The sequence below is a fragment of the Acinetobacter sp. V2 genome (assembly GCF_001188385.1).
Classification (GTDB): domain Bacteria; phylum Pseudomonadota; class Gammaproteobacteria; order Pseudomonadales; family Moraxellaceae; genus Acinetobacter; species Acinetobacter oleivorans.
Window position 1 is genome coordinate 1249499 of sequence record NZ_JZFB01000001.1, and the last position, 20266, is coordinate 1269764.

The following is a 20266-nucleotide window of genomic DNA, read 5'->3' on the forward strand; positions in this document are numbered from 1 at the left end:
GCCATACCCATAAGGCAGGTAATAAATAATTTTCTCACGCTTTAGCATCTCTTTTTTTAGATATTTATACAACTTGTTGTAATGCTTAAAGTATTACGCGCTAATCATATATAATTTTTAAAAGTTTTTCGATGAATTATTTCATATAAAAATTTAAATTTACCTCATTTAAATACGTAATCATTTTCTCAATATTTTAGTTTTTTATTATTCTGTTCTCTTTTCCCTTATACTTCTCTTTTTTGTGTCTTTCCTCAACTTATTATGGCGTCCCCGCAATCCCCTCTTTCTACACATCAACACTATTCTCTCTTTTTAGCAATTTTCTCACTCGCTGTAGGTGGTTTTTGTATTGGAACTACCGAATTCGTCGCAATGGGACTGATTCAAGAAATTGCAAATAATTTACATATTACAGTACCTGAAGCTGGCCACTTTATTAGTGCCTATGCATTGGGTGTAGTTATTGGTGCTCCTATCATTGCTATTCTCGGAGCCAAAGTACCTAGAAAAACTTTATTACTTGGCTTAATGCTTTTTTATGGTGTAGCTAATGCCTGTACTGCTTTAGCTCATACACCTGAAACTGTTTTAATCTCACGTTTCATTGCAGGTTTACCACACGGAGCATATTTTGGAGTCGGTGCCTTAGTTGCAGCAGAACTAGCGGGTCCCTCAAGAAGAGCTTCTGCCGTTGCCCAAATGATGATGGGTCTTACAGTGGCAACTGTAATTGGTGTTCCTCTCGCAACGTGGTTAGGTCAAAATTTTGGCTGGAGAGCTGGTTTTGAGTTTTCAGCAACCATTGCATTCGTTACTTTAATTGCTGTCGGTTTCTTTGTACCCAATATTCCAGTCCAAGCTACTGCGAGTATAAAAACAGAATTAGCTGGTCTTAAAAATATCAACATGTGGTTAACACTAGCAGTAGGCGCTATCGGTTTTGGAGGCATGTTTTCTGTTTATAGTTATGTATCACCAATTTTGACTGAATATACAAAAGTTAATATCCAAATTGTCCCTATCGCTTTAGCTATCTGGGGTATCGGTATGGTTATTGGTGGCCTAGCAGCAGGATGGCTTGCAGATAAAAACCTAAACAAAACGATTGTAGGTGTATTAATTAGTTCAGCTATCGCTTTTGTTGTTGCCAGTTTCTTAATGAGTAATATCTATAGTGCTATTGCTTCATTATTTTTGATTGGTCTCACTGTAATGGGATTAGGCGGAGCTTTGCAAACCCGCCTAATGGATGTTGCAGGCGATGCCCAAACATTAGCAGCATCACTCAACCACTCTGCCTTTAATATGGCCAATGCATTAGGTGCATTTTTAGGGGGATGGGTACTCAGCCACCAAATGGGTTGGATCGCGCCAATCTGGGTAGGTTTTGTTTTAAGTCTCGGTGGTCTTATCATTTTACTTATTGCATTTGCTGTTGAAAAAGCCAGTAAGTAAATTTAATCAAAGAAGATGCTAACTTATTATTTCTAATCAGTTAGCTTTCCACCGCAGTGTGGGCAATAACATTTTTTCTCTCTGACGGACTCTTCTTGCTCTAATACTTTTTCTCGCATAATTTGAACAATCAGGTTATGCGCCTGCTCTTTTGGTAGACCTACTTTTTGACGGATTCGTTCTATTTCAACTTCATCATGTAAAATATCAATACCTCGTACTTGAAGTAATTCACGAAATTCTTGTTCTAGCCTTTGATTACGCTGGTTAAGTTCATTTGCAAGCCCCGATGCCAAAATACCAGCTGGTAAAGCCGCAATACCCACACCCAAAATTGTAATGAGTGCCCCCAATAACTTTCCTAAACTTGTCACTGGTGTTACATCGCCATAACCCACTGTGGTTAAAGTCACTACAGCCCACCACATAGATTTAGGTATTGAACTAAAAGCTTCTGGCTGAGCCTTGTTTTCAACCACATAAATTCCTGAAGCAGTCATAATAATCATAATGATTAAAATAAAGATAACTGCCTGAAAAGAACCTTTCTCCCGTTTGATCACGCATAACAATATCTGTAGGGAGATAAAATATCGCGTTAATTTTAATAAGCGTAGTAAACGTAAGATTCTGAGCATACGAAGATCAATTCGTACAAAGAAATTGAGATAGGCAGGTAAAATTGCCATCAAATCAATAATTGCTTCCCCGCTTTTCATCCAGTTCAAGCGAATTTTCCATGCAGATTGTGTCGTATCTCGATCTGCAACACTCCACAATCTTAATAAATATTCAATACTAAAAATTGCAATTGAAATAACTTCAAAATAGTCGAACCAAACACGATAGCTTGTGTACAAATCATTTACTGTTTCTAATAAAACGGCAGCGACATTACCAACAATTAAAACAACTAAAAAATAATTAATACATCTACTTACCGTAGTTTCATAGTCATGATTATGAAGATTATTATAGAAAAACTTACGCAATCCCTTCAACGCTGAATTTTGCATATTGATCTGACCACTTGATATTGAAGATATAGTAAGCTCTCACTGCCTATTCACCAATATGGTCTTTAATAAATTTTCTTAACTCGCTTCGGTAATTAGAATTTTATATTTTTCTACTTCAGCTCGCCGCTACACATCGGAATTCATTTTCTTTCCACCACATCACATCATAGATTCCCGGATGTGATTTTAAGATAATATTTATATAATTTTGCAGCACCATAATATGATGGGTAATATCAATTTTTCGAAATAAAAACTTTCTTAAAATAGGTGTATTCGGTGAAATAAAAATTGCGAATCCGTTTCTATATTCTTCATAGACACTTATTCCAAGATACATCGTTATTTCAGGCAATGGAATTTCAATTTGCCATCCCCAATTTTCACTATATAGTTCTACATTTAAATGATATCTATTTCTCAATATACTAAAAATATATTGCGCGATGTCTTCAGTTTTTTGAACTAAAATCCCTCCTTCGTTGGAGTGCATTTTTTGTTCATATAGTTGATAATCATCAAATTTAAATTCAACTATTGTCTTTAGCATTCTCAAATTCCCTATATAAAATACCCATATTTTTTTTAATTATTTTTAAGTTCGTTTAATTATTTTAAAACAAAAAACCAGTTAATTACTACTACTATATTCAATTTTATATATATCAAATTTTAAAATGATATATTTAACGTTTTTAAATAAACTCATGACTCATTTCACGCTTTCAATAAAATCAATAACTCAGAAAGACCATTTTTTATCCAATATTATATCTAAGTTATTTTATTTAATAATTTTTTACACCAGTTATATCTTAATCTAGATATATAATTTATTTTTTGATCTTTAACATTTTCTAAAAATTAGTATTAGAATATATTAATTTAATTAGATATATTTATAGCTTTTTTTACAATTAACCATCCTAAGTACTATTTATTAGACTGATATCTATACAGAGAATTTATCATTCTGGCATCAATTTCAGAGTTGAAATTTCAGAAAAACTTAATAATTTAGGTTTAAATTAAGAAATATTTAACTTAAAAGAATGACGTTTTCATAGAAATGAAAGCTAGTACTTATTGCTTATGATTTTTTGAATTCTTAAATCATTTAATCGATAATAGAACTTTAATACTTATGTCTTTAGCGATTTACTCATAAAGAACTTTAATTTTTAATCATACGAAAACAAGGGGAAATTACATGGGATTTAAAGCCCTCCCTACACTTATTTCTTTATTTATTACATTGTTAATCTGGTTCGTTATTCCTGTACCAAATGGTGTTGATCCTGATGCTTGGCATTTGTTAGCGATGTTTGTCGGTGTAATTGCCGCAATCATCGGTAAAGCGATGCCAATTGGTGCCATTGCCATTATTGCAATAACTTTAGTCGCTATTACTGGTGTGACTAACACAAGCCCAAGCGGTGCAATTCAAGATGCCCTTAGTAGCTTTGCTAACCCACTCATCTGGTTGATTGGTATTTCAATCATGATCTCTAAAGGTTTGCAAAAAACAGGATTGGGTGCACGGTTAGGGTATTTATTTATCGCAGTTTGGGGCAAGAAAACCATTGGGATTGGCTATAGCATGGTACTTTCAGAACTCATTCTCGCCCCTGTAACGCCAAGTAATACCGCACGTGGTGGCGGAATTATTCATCCAATTGTACTAGCAATTTCTACTAGTTATGATTCTGATCCAGCTAAAGGTACCGAAGGTCGGATGGGAAAATATCTGTCATTGGTTAACTACCAAGCCAACCCGATTACCTCCGCAATGTTTATTACGGCAACTGCCCCTAACCCATTAGTCGTTGATTTAGTAGCAAAGGCGACCAATAGTGAAATTTCTTTAAGTTGGAGCACTTGGGCACTGGCAATGTTGCTGCCGGGTTTGATTGCATTAATTATTATGCCTTTGATTATGTATTTGATGTATCCACCCGAAGTCAAAGAAACGCCTAATGCAGCTCAGTTTGCTAAAAGTAAATTAAAAGAAATGGGTCCCGTCAGTAAAAATGAAATCATCATGCTTGGTGTATTCGGTATTTTATTGATGCTATGGGCAGGTATTCCCGCCATGATTTTGGGCTCTGCTTGGGCTGTTGACCCAACGACGACTGCCTTTATTGGTTTAGGATTATTGTTACTTACAGGTGTTTTAACTTGGGATGATATTCTTACGCAAAAGAACGCATGGGATACAATTACTTGGTTCGCAGCATTAGTGATGATGGCAACTTATTTAAATAAGCTTGGTTTAATCACGTGGTTCTCGAGTGTTTTAGAAACCAATATTGGTCATTTAGGGTTAAGCTGGATGCCTGCTTGTCTATTATTAATGCTCGCCTATTTGTACGCACATTATATGTTTGCTAGTACCACGGCACATATTACCGCCATGTTTGCAGCCTTTTATACGGCAGGACTTGCTCTAGGTGCGCCGCCAATGCTCTTTGCTTTAATGATGGCAGCAGCTTCTAGCATCATGATGACCTTAACCCATTATGCGACTGGTACTTCCCCTGTTGTGTTTGGCTCGGGTTACACCACACTCGGTGAATGGTGGAAAGCTGGCTTTGTCATGAGCGTGGTTAATATCATTATTTTTGTAGTGATTGGCGGACTTTGGTGGAAAGTGTTGGGTTATTGGTGATTTTATAAATATGGAGGAATATTCTTATATTAATAGGAATGTTTCTCTAAATTTAAATGCCAATGTATAAATAATATTACCATCAGTATAGATATCTCTTAATCTTAAAAATCTTTTGCCTAATTTTAATTTAAATAAGAATTCTCTCTATCGATCAAGGCATTCCACTCTTCATGACTATAAAATTTAAGATTGGTCAATTGGGTACCTACTAATAAAAAGTGATCATCCCATGTCAATACTTCTCTACTGTCCTCTAACGTTCTGTTTGAAAAAATGGGAAATAAAATCTCGTTAAAATGCATTATTCCAATTTCAAGTAAATACTTCACCTCTTTAGGATTCTCAGGAATTGAATAAAAGACAGGTATATTTTTGATTAATTTAGAGGCGATTTCGCGCGGTTCAGAATATAAATCATCTAAATACCATTTTTCATCATCACATCTCCATAAATAGGCAGTAAAACTATTTTGCTTAATTAATAAGGTTTCAGTAATGGCATTTGGGTCTTGATACCAAACAATAAACTCTAGAGCCCTTGTTGGAATTATTGAAATCGTCGGTAATTTTAGATAAGGATAATCTTTTAATATTATGGAGAATAATTGCTGAATTGAGCTTTCCAACTCTTCAATTTTTTGTTTTTTATTCAAAATATTTTCTAATTCAAAAATATTTTTTTCTATATTTAAAATGCTTTTCATTATAAAAAATAAGGGCTGATTAATCAGCCCTTATTTTTAGCTAAATCAACAAATTAAGTCAATTGAGCAGCTTGGATTTTCTTAGTATCAACTTGATCAGCTTCTTTAGTATATTCGCTCATCTTGTCGAAGTTTAAGTATTTGTAGATGTCAGCAGAAGCGCTGTCGATTTGCGACGCGTACTGTTGATATTCTTCTGGGCTTGGTAATTTACCAAGAACCGCAGCTACAGATGCAAGCTCAGCAGAAGCTAAGTAAACGTTTGCACCTTGACCTAAACGGTTCGGGAAGTTACGAGTAGAAGTCGATACACATGTTGTGTTCGGCGCTACACGTGCTTGGTTACCCATACATAATGAACAGCCTGGCATCTCTGTACGCGCACCAGCACGACCATAGATGTTATACAAGCCTTCTTCCATTAATTGGTGCTCGTCCATACGAGTTGGTGGAGCCAACCATAAACGAGTAGATAATGAACCACCAGGTACTTTATCTAGTAACTGACCAGCTGCACGGAAGTGACCAATGTTCGTCATACAAGAACCGATGAATACTTCATCAATTTTGTCGCCTTGAACGTCAGAAAGAAGTTTCGCGTCGTCTGGATCGTTCGGGCAGCAAAGAATTGGTTCTTTGATGTCAGCAAGATCGATTTCGTAAACTTTTAAGTATTCTGCATCAGCATCAGCTTTTAACAAGCTTGGGTTGTCTAACCACTTCTGCATGTTTTCAGCACGGCGCGCCATTGTACGAGCATCGCCATAACCTTCTGCGATCATCCACTTCAACATGGTGATGTTAGAACGTAAGTATTCAGCAACTTTCTCTTCAGAAAGTGTGATTGAACAGCCAGCAGCAGAACGTTCAGCAGAAGCATCAGAAAGTTCGAATGCTTGCTCAACAGTCAAGTCATTTTCCATTTCTGACAAATCGATCTCAAGGATACGACCAGAGAAGATGTTTTTCTTACCTTTCTTCTCTACAGTTAAGTCACCCGCTTGAATTGCGTAGTAAGGAATTGCATGTACAAGGTCACGTAAAGTGATACCAGGTTGCATTTTACCTTTGAACTTAACAAGTACAGACTCTGGCATATCAAGTGGCATAACACCAGTTGCAGCTGCGAACGCAACAAGACCAGAACCCGCTGGGAATGAAATACCGATTGGGAAACGAGTATGTGAGTCACCACCAGTACCTACTGTATCTGGAAGTAACATACGGTTTAACCAAGAGTGGATAATACCGTCACCTGGACGTAAAGATACACCACCACGGTTCATGATGAAGTCAGGTAATGTATGGTGAGTTGTTACGTCAACTGGTTTTGGATACGCAGCAGTGTGACAGAAAGACTGCATTACCAAGTCAGCAGAGAAGCCCAAGCAAGCTAAGTCTTTTAACTCGTCACGAGTCATAGGACCAGTTGTATCTTGAGAACCAACTGTAGTCATCTTAGGTTCACAGTAAGTACCTGGACGGATACCTTGACCCTCAGCTAAACCACATGCACGACCAACCATTTTCTGAGCTTGCGTGAAGCCTTTACCAGTGTCAGCAGGTTGTACAGGTGTACGGAACAATGTAGAAGGTGCAAGACCTAATTCTTCACGTGCTTTAGCCGTTAAACCACGACCAATGATCAAGTTAATACGACCACCAGCACGTACTTCGTCTAAAAGTACTGGAGTTTTAAGTTCTGCTTCTGAAATTTGTACGCCATCTTTAAAAGCAGTAACTTTTGCAGCAGCGTGGTCAATTTTCAATACAACTTCGTCGCCCATGTTCATGTTAGCAACGTCGATTTCTACAGGTAATGCACCTGCATCTTCCATTGTATTAAAGAAAATTGGAGCGATTTTAGAACCTAAGCACACACCACCATCTTTTTTGTTTGGAATGTGTGGAAGTTCGTCACCGAAGAACCAAAGTACAGAGTTAGTTGCAGATTTACGAGAAGAACCTGTACCAACAACGTCACCAACATAAGCAACTTGGTTGCCTTTCGCGATGAGTTCTTTGATTTGGCTTAATGGACCAACTTCACCTGGTTTTTCAGGGTTGATACCATCACGCTCGTTTTTCAACATTGCATTTGCATGTAATGGGATATCTGGACGGCTCCAAGCATCTTGCGCTGGAGACAAGTCATCAGTATTTGTTTCACCAGTTACTTTGAACACAGTGATTTTGATTTCTTCTGGAACATCAGGACGGCTAGTGAACCATTCTGCTTCTGCCCAAGATTGTAAAACAGCTTTAGCCGCAGCGTTACCCGCTTTTGCTTTATCTGCTACGTCATGGAATGCATCAAATACAAGAAGTGTTTTCTTTAATGCTTCAGCAGCTAGGTTTGCAAGTTCAGCATCGTCAAGAAGCTCAACAAGTGGTGCTACGTTGTAACCACCAAGCATTGTGCCAAGTAAGTAAACTGCACGTTCTTTGGAAACGAGTGGTGAAGTTGCTTCGCCTTTTGCAATCGCTGCCAAGAACGCTGCCTTTACGTAAGCTGCTTGGTCAACACCTGCAGGAACACGGTTTTCAAGCAAATCAACCAAGAACGCTTCTTCGCCTGCTGGTGGATTTTTTAATAGTTCAACAAGCTGAGCTGTTTGAGCATCATCAAGTGGCTTCGGTGGGACTCCGAGTGCGGCACGTTCTTCAACGTGTTGGCGGTAAGCTTCTAGCACGGTGTTCATTCCTCTTTTTTTGAAAAATTACTTGCAAATTCCAGCTTTCTTAAAAAGCTTCACAAGTAATATGGACTACAAAAGTTTACTAGAGTTCAAGGTAAAAGTTAATGAAAACGGGGTGTTTCTCCGTGATGCCCATTATTTTGTATCTAAATACCTGTGTATAAATAACGAACAAATTAGCCAAATTCGGATTATTTTTGAGCAAAAACACCCCTTAAGAGAGGAAATTCAATAACCTTACACAATTAGAACGATTTATATTTTGGCATTTTGTCATGAGGCGTTATCAAACATTCATCCATCGCTTGCTTTCTAACTTTTTCTTGGAGTGCTTGAGAATCTTGAGTTAATTCTTCTTTTGGAATTGCATAGACTTTATCAATAATATTAAGAATGAACTTTTTGGTAATGTCATCTTCAATTTTATTTGCATGCTCAACAGCCTGAGTTTTTTCAATTGCTTGCTGACGATCAAAAACAATGCTTCTAGCTGCATTTCCTACGCTAGTACAAAAGCCATGCCATTGCTCTTCAGGTGTTAATGGCTTCTTTTCTGAACAACCAACAAAAAATAAACTCACTGCAATCAATAAAATCTTTTTCATCATTTCACTACACTAATTATGGCTGCCCATATCATACGGAAAATCATCATTTTTGCAAAAACAGTCAAAAAAACCGAGATGATTTGCCCTCGGTTTTTTTATATCAAGCATTAGAAATGCGAGTTTGAGTTAATTAAAAAATTTGATATCAGTCGGTGTTGATATTTTTGCTGCATCACCAACGGGTTTTAAGGTGCCTTTATTGGCATCAAAGCGGAACAAGCTAATGTTATTACTATAAACATTGGTTACATAAAGATATTTACCCGATGCATCGAATGAAAAAGCACGTGGTTCAATACCATTGGCCTTATAAACTACTGGTTTAGCTAGTAATCCATTCTGCTGAATTTTAAATACCAAAAGTTTATTGTCTGCCCCTCTGTTAGCAGCAATCACATATTTGCCATTTGGACTGAGGATAATTCCACTCGCGCTTTTAAATTCAGGTGTTTTATCTTCATGAATTAGTTTTAATTCAGCCACTTTTTTCAAATGACCATCTTGCACATTAAATGTCACAATTTCGCTTCGCATTTCTGCGGTAACGTATGCATGTTTGCCATTTGGTGAAAAAACCATATGACGTGGGCCAGAACCATGCCTAAAAGTCACATCTCGGCTATTGTCTGCTTCGAGTGGTTGAGGTTTATTCGGGTTATAGTGAAAAGTATAGACTTTGTCATTTCCAAGATCGCTTGCATATAGATACTTACCATCTGGGCTAAATGTGGTCGAATGCGCATGACCACTGTCCTGACGACCTTTGACGTGACCAGAACCCTCGCTAAAAACAATATTTTGTACTTTTTCACCTAAATGGCCGTTTGGCAAAATTGGGAAAACAGCTACCCCACCACGACCTTTATCAAATGCTGAATAGTTCGACACAAACAGGAATTTGCCATCTAAACTGATTGATGCATGTGTTGGATGTCCACCATGGCTATCCACTGTGTTCAACACATTCACCTTTTCATTTTGAATTGATAATGCAGTCACCGCCCCTTCATTTTCTTCATTAGTGGTATAGGCAAAGCGGCCATCTTTCGATTTCACAATCCAAGAAGGGCTTTTCATTTTCAAGACACTAACAGGAGTTAAGGTTCCATCGCTGTTCACTTTAAGCTGGTACAAACCTTCACTGGCTTGTTTTGGTTTTTGCGCAAGTGGTGCGTTAGGGATCGATGTCCATGTTCCTACTAAAGCAATTTGTTGTTGTGCAGCATTTACGGTAGAGCCCCATCCAAATGACAAAAGTGTCATCGACAATGTTGCTGTTAGTTTTTGAATTAACCCACGATATTTAGTATTTGTATCGTTTTCCTTGTCATATTTAATTTCAACAGAAGTATCTATTTTCACTGCTATATCCTTGGAAAAAACCACCTTATTTGCACTTATCAACAAGGTATTATCAATTTAGTTTCATTTAATGATTCTGAAAACTAATTTATAAAATAGTAATTTTCAAGTGAGTTTTCTTTAATTAAAAGCCTGTTCAAGCTTTAGTTCTTTTTAAGAGAATCGATACTCTATATCGATAAATATTCAATTTTTTAAATCCTATAGAAGTGTTTAAAATAAAAGCCCACTAAGAAGTGAGCTTTTATTTCGTTATTACTTGAGACTAATCAAATCATTATAGGTAATAAGGTACTTTCTAATGTTTAATTTCCATCTACTAGAAACGCCAATTATAGAATAAATCGATCGCTCTTTCTAAAGACTGACTTGCTTCTAAGTATAAACGTCGATTCATTTGATAACGTAAAGTCAATTTGTTCACTGGGGTGAATACGCCAACACCATAACGAATAAATAGATCAGGTGTGATATAGCCCGTTAAGCTCACCTGCGTATCTTCACCCGTACCTTGTGCATCTAGAGCTAAGCCACTCAAACCAAAAGTACGTCCAATCTGATTCGTTAAAGCACGTGTACCACCTAAGCCCATACTAATCCCTGCGGCAGCAATGGTGTTATTTACATCGGACTTAAATCCTTCTGCATTACTTAAACCACTTGAACCTTCATTAATACGACCCGTAACGAGCGCATTTAATGCTTCTTGCTCAGATAGTCCAGCATCATTGTAAACCTGAATGTTTGGCGATGTTGCAGTACCTGTAACACGTACCCCAACCATACTGCCCTGAACATTTTTGTTTGCATCGATATCTAAAGTCGGATTTGCCAATGGACCATTAAAACGCGCAATTGCTCGATTCAAATCTAGACTTTGTCCATAGGCTTCGATTTTCACTTTTTGACTGACACCAATTGCTCCATTCGCTCGCATTGCAGTCTCGTAGCCACGTTGGCTTAAATTTAAACGACCAACTAATGGAATATTACTGTTGAAGCCTTGGAATATGACTTGGTTTCCAATATTAACAGCAATGTCAGCTCGAATATCCCAAGGTTTAGCAGCTCGTAGAATTGCAAGCGGATCTTGGCCTTGTCGCACTATGCGGACATCTGATGAGGTGTTAATGACTGGAGCAGTTGTTTCTGGCATTGAAATACGTGCACGGGGAACATCTACCGATCCTTTTAAGCTTAAACGCTTATCGAAAGGATACATATCAAGTGTAAGGTTTGGATTAGCAATTGCAGTAATTAATGGAGCCTGACGTACAAGTAAATTATCACCTTTGAGGTTTAATTGGAGACGCGGCGAATCTTTCCATTCAAAACTACCTTTTAAAAGCCCTACACCTTGACCGCTGTTAAACGCACCATCAATTGTTGCCATGTCCTGGCGAATTGATGAGTAAACCTGAACATTCGTTAAATTAACTGGCAGCGAAATCATACTGATCGCGCCATTTTTCAAACGCATTTCACCAGTAAATTGTGGCTGAGTTAATGTACCGTTGACTTTACCAGCCAAGGCTAAGGTCCCGCTCAATTTACGGACATCTTGAATAAATGGTTTTAATACTTTTAATTGAACATCATTAAAAGCGACTTCACCATGCATTGGCATTGATGGCTGGAATGGATTGATAATGACGTTCGCATAACCCGTACCAATATCAGGTGTTTTCACATCAACACGGAATAACAGTCCTTCAGATACACTTTTTGCAATAACACCCAACTCGTCATAAGCCAAAGTCGTTGCAGGGTCTTGTGGATCTTCAGCAGCTAAACCAATTTCACCTTTACGCGTAATTAAACGTGCATCAAGTTTTGGATGTCCACCATTTACCCACGCTGCCTTAGCATAACCGTTTAATTGTCCAGTCATCGCCAAGCCTTCCGGCATAAATGCCGCGAAGTCACTTAAATCCATGTTTTGAGTTACAAACGAAATATTACCGCGAGCCTTACTTACTCGTACTGGCTGATCAAAACAGAGCTGGCTATTCGCACTTTGCCAACAATGTTGACCTACATATAGCTCAGATCTTGCAGAAGAATAAATCACTGGAGCATTTTGATTTTGTGCAAGACGAATACGTCTTGAATCAAAACTTCCTTTTTGGATTTGACCTAACCAATCATTGTTCTGGTTAAACCCACCTGCTAACTGAACATAGAACTTAGAAATACTATTATTGCCAAGTACTTTCAATAAATGCGCTTTTCTCGTTCCTGTCAGATTCACTTCAGCCGACTGAATTTGTCTATTTCCACTACGCAAATTATCTAATTTTGCGGTTAATTGAGTTGGCGTTGTTTCCGAGGTTGGAAGTTCACCCTGAATACTCAATCTCTTCACGCTTACTAAAGTATTAAAAGCAAAATCATCTACGGCGATATTTGCTGTTGCTTTTAAACGTGGCTGTGATTGTACATTCAGATCCCCATAAGCTCGACCGCGTAGTCCTGGGTATAACTCGTAAAGTGCTGGTGCATTGAGCTTGATTTTTAGATTTTGAGCATTACCTGTCGCTTGTAGCTGATTCTGCCCATAGACTAAAAATAAATTATTTGCTTCAAATTGCTGAGGTAAAAAGCCGTTTTGGTTAGAGTCCATCAATAAAGATAGATTACCCTTACCTCGAACAGGTTTATTATTTATAAAGCCAGCAAGATTCAGTTGTTGAATATTAATTCGTTTCAAATGATCTGACCAAACCCCTTGAGTTTTCAGATTACCTGAAATTTCACCTTTTACAGCTGAGGTAAAATATTGAGGTTTAAAGCGCACCAATGAACTATTAATATCCCATGCAATGCGATCTTTCAAATTTACAGAACCTGTTGCATAGATTTTCCCAGCGACACCATCATGCTGTAACTGGTTAATTCGAATAAAATCTGGTGTACCCGCTATAGAAAACTTCAATAAACCATTTGCCTGTTTTAGGGCTTTTAAAGATCCATCATAATTAACTGCAAAGCCTTTAAAGCCACCACCAGCTTTTACATCATGGAATAATAATGCTGCGGTACTTTTCCCACCCAAACTAACAGTCTCTTGACCGGCTTGAGCCAGTCGACCAGTTAAATCAATTTTCTCAAATTGAATGATTTGCTGATTTGGTTTAGCAAAACCATTCGCTTTAATCGAACCATTTAAAAGATTGACAGGTGCTGCCGCATGAATACTTTGTGGATTAAAATCTTTTGCATTTAATAATGCATTCCAAACCAACTGACGTTTTTCAGTTGGAAGAAACACTTTAGCCTGACCAGTTAAGCTACCTTTTTCAGCGGCAAAACTAAAATTGGGAACATTTAAAATATTATCTTTAACATTCAAATTCGCTAGATATTGTCCTGCTGGCAATAAAGTTTTTTCATGCTGATATACTTTTGTCGCAACTTTAATATCTTGCTGACCATCACGTAACGTTAAATCAACCTGACCACTGTCACTACTTAACCACCCAATATAAGGCATTGCACGATCTATTTTCGTCCAAGCTACATTCATGAGCATTGGTTGAGGTTTATTATTTTTTTCAGGAGCCTGATTAAACTTAAGCTTCCAAGACTCATAACGGTCAAAATCAACGTTAGCAAATACTTCAGTACCTTTTTCCAAAGAACCGGTTGAGGCAACAGCAGCATCTAAACTTGGCGGTAAAAAGTCTTGTACAACCTGAGGAATGGCTTTGTCCTTCGGATTAATATGGTCTAAACGGCCTTTGATATCCCAAGTAACGTGATCTTTCCAGCTCACTAAACCTTTCAGGTTAACAGCGCCTTTCATGACTTGGCCATTAAAATCAGTGATATTTAACTGATGAACCAAATCAGTATTCATTAAAGCGTTGTATTGACCTTCAGGTAAATTCTCACCTTTTAAATCTGTATCAACGGCCAAATTAAGTTGTTTAATATCACCTTGAAACTTGATTACACCATTTTTGGCAAATAGCTTTTGTTCAACCAATAAAGGTAAGTGATAATTTTTTAGTAGTAACTCACCTTGCATTGGAACTTCATCACGAACAGGATGCAATACCACCCAACCCGTTAACAAATCGGGAGTTGTTGTTGCAACCCCAGCTTTTAAAGTATCTAAACTTCCGCGTGCAACGACTTTAATATTTTGAATATTTAAACTTTTTAAAGATGGGATTCTTAAATCTGCTGTAGCATCTAATGGATATTTACCACTGAAATCCATTTTTCCTGTGGCATTGTGGACTGAAAGATACCCCATATCCATACTGGATTTTTCAAATTCCAGTTTAGTCTCTGACCAAAGTGCATCTTGCAAGTGAACATCATGGAAATTTACATCTGAGGTTGCTAGCTTAATTTCTAAATGATCAACATCAGCTTCATCGACGCGTAGAACAAATGGTAATTTAATTGGCTTAAATTCGAATGCCTTACCAGACGGCGGTGTTTTATTAATAATACGTAAATTACGCACATCTGCATGGCTTAAATGCACTTCTTTTTCTAATAATAAAGAACGCCAACCTAAGCCTACGTCAGCTCTGTCTAATGAAACATCAACTTCTGTTAATTGCACTAAAACATTCTTAAGAATAATTCCGCGCAGTAAGTTTCCGCCTTCGTATTCATATTTAATTATTTTCTGAGCTTCTAAAACTCGGTCTAATAAAAAACGACTTCCGCGATCTGTTGACATCATGATGACTAACGAAGACGCTAATAATAAAAATATGATCAATATCGTCAGCAGGAAACTACGCAAAATGCGCCGCTTCTTAGGTGAGCGAGGTGCCGAAGTTGGCTGCTGTTCTACATCCGCCATAAAATAAACCTAATAAAATTTTATTTTTAAAGTTGTGGGCCTATAAAGAAATGTAAACGAATCGGATGGTTTTCATCTGAAATACCCGAAGCGACATCTAAACGGATTGGTCCGATTGGAGACTTCCAGCGAATTCCAACCCCAACGCTATAAGCTGCTGGATTATTAAAGTCTTTATCATAGGCATTACCAAAGTCTGAGAAAACAGCGGCTCGCCAACCGTCTTTAAACTGATAGTTATATTCTAAAGAACCTACAGCCAAAGCTTGTCCCCCAATTTTATATCCATCTACTTCTGGAGAAAGACTCTTATAGTCAAAACCACGAATTGTTTGGTCACCACCAGTAAAGAATCGAAGATTGTACGGAACTTTGTCAAAATCGTCGGTAAAAATGTAGCTAAGGTCAGATCTTCCAACGAATTGATGATCATCATTTTCACCAAGAGAATAAATAAATCTCCAACCTGCACTTGCGATAGCCATATTGGCATCGGACAGTAAACTCTCACTACCTAATTCTAATTTATAGGTTTGTTTAAAAGCTTTCGTTGGGTTTAACCGTGTATTACTTGAAGTTTTAGAGGTTTCATAACTAAATAATAAGGCTTCTTGCTCTGATGCCGCAGTTTTAAATGCATCTGGTAGCTCAGAAATATCAACATTACCCTGTTGGGTTAAACGGTCTAAACGGTAGCGGACACCAAAAGTATGTTGCCAATTCCCTAGTGGACGCTTAATGATTCGCTCACCACCAACAACAGCGGATTCAGTAAGCAAACTTACATCTGGACCAATGTCATCACGAGTTTCACGCTCATAACCGCCCACGATGTTAAAATAGTCATTTAACGGATGTTTATAGGGAATACTATATCGGCCATCAATAGATTGACGAATTTGTGAGACTTCTAAGTTGGCATCAAAAGAATGACCATATTTATTGACAATAGAGCGGCGATACTGACTACGTAAACGTGCACCTGTATCGGTCCCATAACCAATACCCGTTTCTAAACTATTTAGCTTATCTGCATTTAAAGTCACAATAACTGGAATTCTTTTCGTTTCACGTGCTTGAGCTTGTAAACGATCTTGTTCAGTTTCTTTGTCATCCTGCTGACTTGGAGCACTTTGCAACATTGCTGTTTGAGGTTCTCCCTCTTTTACTTTTTGTGTTCCAGCAAACTGTTTTTCATCTACTACGTTTTGTGTAACTTCTTTATTAGATGTGGCTAATTGACGTGCTTTAGCAAGTTGTCTTTCTTCAGGTGAAAGTAAATTAGATTCATCCACATCGATATTTTGCTCATCGACTAAAGCTTGCAAATCTGGTGGTAGTTCAAGTGGTTTTTCAATTGGATCGGGTTTGATGCTATCAACTAAGGTGTAGTTAAAATAACGAGAGTTAGTTAGGTTATTTGCTAAAGTATTTACACGCCAAAATGCATAGTCATCACCCTCTTTCCAAGGGGCCATACTTTCTAAAATATTTTGATTCAAAGGCAAGGGTTTCGATGGATCGCTCATGCGAAACTCAACCTTATCTAATTTATAGCGCTCACCTGTTTCGTAGCGCAAATTGATATCGGCCTTGTTTTCTGGCTGACTCACTTTCACATCATGCAGTCGCCAATAAGCATCAAAATAACCGTTATCAGTGGCTGCGTTAACAATTCGAGTTTTCGTGGTTTCATATAAACCATGGTTAAAGATATCCCCAACATCCTGATCAGGAATTAAGCGAATAACCTGAAACTGGGGGCGTTTTTCACCAGCACCAGTAAATTCGATATTTTGCTCATTAATTCGCACTGGTTCATTTGGGGTAACCTTAACGCGAACTCGGCTCGGACTTAATTTTTCAAATTTAAACTCAGCATTATAATAACCAACTGCTTGTGCAGCCTGATTACTTAGCGTTCTAAGCTGAGGTAAAGCCGCATTAAAATCTTCGAATGATTCTTGGGTGAAGGTTGATAACTTCCCTTTAATATTTTTAGCCAGTGCATCTGAAGCACCTTCCACATCTGCACTAATACGCGGCACTTGCTCCATCGGAATCGCACGTGGTGGGCGCACTTTATTTAAAATACGTTTAAAGAAACCAGCCTGCTCAGGTGGCTGCTCAGCCTCCGGAGTTAACTCAGGTAAAGTTTTTCCAGTTTCATTGGCTTCGACTACAATCTGACTATCAGATTTAATCTCTTGCATAAGCTGATCAATATTTACAGGCGCTTGATTAATCTCATTTAATTCAGACTGAGTTGCATCACTGACTGTAACTTCGGGTAGCTTCTGAGTACCATTTTGGAAGTTTTGCGCCTCACTTTTAGCTTCTTCAGCGACTTTATAAATTTCATTTGCCATGTTTTGATCAACCGGCATGTCCGGTAAATCATCAAGATTATCAAGCGTAATTGGCTTAAATTCGTCAATTTGATTTGGAAATTGTTCTTGTTGTTGCAATATAGCCAAGCTATCTTGTTGTTGCTGCGCTTGAGTCACAAGTGTAGCAATGTCTGTTATTGGAGCAGTTGTTTGCTGACTCACTGGAACTGATTGTTCAGTTGAAGCATCAGGCACCGTTTGATTTAAAGTTGAAGTGTCACTATCAACTGAAGTTTGAGCAAAACTTTGTGTTACACAAACTGTGAACAACAAGCTGCTACAAATAAGTTTAGGAATCCCCTGCATTTTTAAAATTAAATGCATAGAATGAGAGAGAGTTGACTGTTTAAACTTAATTTTAGAAGGCATAGAAAACTCTAGACTTATTTTTTAATAAAACGCACCAAGGTAAGTGTAAAACTCACTCAAAACCATTGATTTTTCATTTAATCAAGCGTTAAAAATATCATACATGGTTTTCGATGCAAATTAACAATCGGTCACATTTTTTTATAAAACATAATGAAGTTTGCACATGATGAAACAAGATGAGCACCTGATGACATCACGTCGGTTCGTACCGATGTTTTTTACCCAGTTTTTTGGCGCATTAAATGATAACGTTTTTAAGCAGGCTTTATTATTAGTGATTACTTATGGCTTGATTCAACAGCAATCTGCCCCTGTAAGTACCCTCAATAATTTAGCAGCTCTCTTGTTTATTTTGCCCTATTTCTTTTTTTCGGCCACTGCTGGACAAATTGCAGATAAATATGAGCGTTCACAACTCGTCCGTGGCATAAAAGTTTTAGAAATTATCATTATGCTCATCGGTACTGCTGGTTTCCTGTTGGGGCACTTATGGTTGCTTCTTTTTGCCTTATTTTTGATGGGGACACATTCAACGTTCTTTGGTCCTATCAAGTACGCAATTTTGCCTGAAATTTTAAAACCGCAAGAATTAATGTCTGGTAATGCTCTGTTTCAGTCGGGCACTTCAATGGCAATTTTATTCGGGATGATTTTAGGTGGTGCTGTAATTGCATCCTCACATGGGAACTTATTGTGGATTAGTCTTACTGTTGTAATTATTGCTTGCATTGGCTATTTATGTAGTCGCTTCATCTTGCCACAGAAAGTTGCTGCACCCGATTTAAAGATTGATTGGAATTTTCTTCGCACAAGTTTTCAAACAATTAAATATGCTAAAAGCTTACCTTTAGTGTTCACCATTTTGTTAGGTAACTCATGGTATTGGTTTTATGGCGCTACTTATTTAACGCAAATTCCACAGCTTACCCAACAAAATCTGCATGCATCAGAAAATGTGGTCAGCCTTTTGCTTACTTTCTTTTCAGTCGGTATTGGCGTCGGGTCTCTTCTTTGCCGTAAAATTGGTGGCTCAGAAATTAATATTAAAATGGTACCAATTGGTGCGATTGGTCTTACCGTTTTTGCACTCTACCTTGCCGCGAGTTTAGCTTTTGTACCCGAAAGAACTGGCGCATTACTCACGTTAAAAGATATTTTTACCCAAGGTTGGGTTTACTATCACGTCATGATTGCGGTGACTTTACTTGGGATTAGCGGCGGTTTTTATATTGTTCCTTTATATGCCATGATGCAGGCTTATTCACCACGTTCACATCGTGCTCGTGTTGTAGCAGCAAACAACATTTTAAATGCCGTTTTTATGGTTTCATCTGCAATTTTTTCAATCTTAATCTTAAGTGTTTTAAAAATTGATATTAAAATACTATTTATTATTACAGCTGTACTTAGTGCAATCTTTAGTATTTGGCTTCTAGCGCGTCTAAAACCAATGCTTGCCACAGCACATCTTTCTTTGGAGGACTAATTTATGCGCCACTATACTGGAATTGATCAGCTCATTAAATCTTTTGATCAAGCATTACGTAGTCTTGTTCCGGGTGCAACCGCAGCACAGCGCCAAAATCCGGCCGAATCGGTTGAAGCAAAACTAGGAGTAGAGGATGCTCGTCATGTCGCAGGCTTAATGCGTGTTAACCATAGTGGTGAAGTGTGCGCTCAAGCCCTTTATCATGGACAAGCATTAACGGCGAAATTGCCAAATGTACGAAAAGAAATGCAACAAGCAGCAATTGAAGAACAAGATCATTTAGCTTGGTGTGAAGTTCGTTTAAAAGAGCTAAATAGTCATACCAGTTTATTAAACCCAATTTGGTATGGGCTTTCATATGGTATGGGCGCACTTGCGGGTATTGCGGGTGACAAATATAGCTTAGGTTTTGTGGCCGAAACTGAACGTCAAGTCAGCCTTCATTTACAAGATCATTTAAATCAGTTACCTGCTCAAGATGATCGTTCTCGTAAAATTTTAGAGCAAATGAATGAAGATGAATTACATCATCGCCATACAGCGCTTGAGGCAGGTGGTGTTGAATTACCATATGCAGTAAAAATTACGATGACTGCTATTTCAAAGCTAATGACAAAAACTAGTTATTATCTTTAAGAAAACAAAGGATTGATCTAATTCGGATCAATC

Annotated in this window: 12 protein-coding genes; 4 read left to right on the forward strand and 8 right to left on the reverse strand. The window is 37.7% G+C overall.

Going from position 1 to position 20266, the window contains the following annotated elements; genetic code table 11:
* The first annotated feature begins 264 nt into the window (after positions 1-264).
* Positions 265-1458 carry an MFS transporter gene (locus UC75_RS05750; protein WP_049836988.1) on the forward strand — a complete coding sequence of 398 codons (1194 nt, stop codon included), beginning with the start codon at positions 265-267 and terminating at the stop codon, positions 1456-1458.
* Between the two features lie 32 nt (positions 1459-1490).
* Here UC75_RS05750 and UC75_RS05755 read toward each other — a convergent pair whose 3' ends face one another.
* Both UC75_RS05755 and UC75_RS05760 read right to left on the reverse strand, forming a co-directional pair.
* Positions 1491-2474 carry an ion transporter gene (locus UC75_RS05755; protein WP_049836989.1) on the reverse strand — a complete coding sequence of 328 codons (984 nt, stop codon included), beginning with the start codon at positions 2472-2474 and terminating at the stop codon, positions 1491-1493.
* Positions 2475-2592: 118 nt separating this feature from the next.
* The gene (locus tag UC75_RS05760; protein WP_004791543.1) at positions 2593-3027 is read right to left on the reverse strand and encodes a hypothetical protein; all 435 of its coding nucleotides are present in this window, start codon (positions 3025-3027) and stop codon (positions 2593-2595) included.
* 660 nt (positions 3028-3687) lie between these two features.
* On the opposite strand from UC75_RS05760, the gene UC75_RS05765 reads away from it, so the two are divergent.
* Positions 3688-5145, forward strand: a complete 1458-nt coding sequence (locus tag UC75_RS05765; protein WP_049836990.1) for a DASS family sodium-coupled anion symporter — start codon at positions 3688-3690, stop codon at positions 5143-5145.
* Positions 5146-5270: 125 nt separating this feature from the next.
* Here the strand turns inward: UC75_RS05765 and UC75_RS05770 are convergent, their stop codons facing one another.
* The 6 genes from UC75_RS05770 to UC75_RS05800 form a co-directional block, all read right to left on the reverse strand.
* A complete protein-coding gene (locus tag UC75_RS05770; RefSeq protein WP_049836991.1) occupies positions 5271-5852 on the reverse strand; it encodes a hypothetical protein in 582 nt (193 codons plus the stop codon).
* Between the two features lie 53 nt (positions 5853-5905).
* Entirely contained in the window at positions 5906-8545 is a 2640-nt protein-coding gene (locus UC75_RS05775) for a bifunctional aconitate hydratase 2/2-methylisocitrate dehydratase (protein WP_005306651.1), read from the reverse strand.
* A gap of 251 nt (positions 8546-8796) precedes the next feature.
* Complete coding sequence (locus UC75_RS05785; RefSeq protein WP_004791531.1) at positions 8797-9159, reverse strand: hypothetical protein; 363 nt, start codon at positions 9157-9159, stop codon at positions 8797-8799.
* 126 nt (positions 9160-9285) lie between these two features.
* Positions 9286-10521: a lactonase family protein gene (locus tag UC75_RS05790; protein ID WP_049836993.1), complete on the reverse strand. Its 1236-nt coding sequence runs from the start codon at positions 10519-10521 to the stop codon at positions 9286-9288.
* 319 nt (positions 10522-10840) lie between these two features.
* The gene (locus tag UC75_RS05795) at positions 10841-15346 is read right to left on the reverse strand and encodes a translocation/assembly module TamB domain-containing protein (RefSeq protein ID WP_049836994.1); all 4506 of its coding nucleotides are present in this window, start codon (positions 15344-15346) and stop codon (positions 10841-10843) included.
* Positions 15347-15372: 26 nt separating this feature from the next.
* Positions 15373-18105: an autotransporter assembly complex protein TamA gene (locus UC75_RS05800; protein ID WP_049836995.1), complete on the reverse strand. Its 2733-nt coding sequence runs from the start codon at positions 18103-18105 to the stop codon at positions 15373-15375.
* 166 nt (positions 18106-18271) lie between these two features.
* On the opposite strand from UC75_RS05800, the gene UC75_RS05805 reads away from it, so the two are divergent.
* Both UC75_RS05805 and coq7 read left to right on the forward strand, forming a co-directional pair.
* On the forward strand, positions 18272-19594 hold the full coding sequence (locus UC75_RS05805) for an MFS transporter (RefSeq protein WP_128825137.1): 1323 nt from the start codon (positions 18272-18274) through the stop codon (positions 19592-19594).
* Positions 19595-19597: 3 nt separating this feature from the next.
* The gene (coq7, locus tag UC75_RS05810; protein ID WP_049836996.1) at positions 19598-20233 is read left to right on the forward strand and encodes a 2-polyprenyl-3-methyl-6-methoxy-1,4-benzoquinone monooxygenase; all 636 of its coding nucleotides are present in this window, start codon (positions 19598-19600) and stop codon (positions 20231-20233) included.
* Positions 20234-20266: the final 33 nt, after the last annotated feature.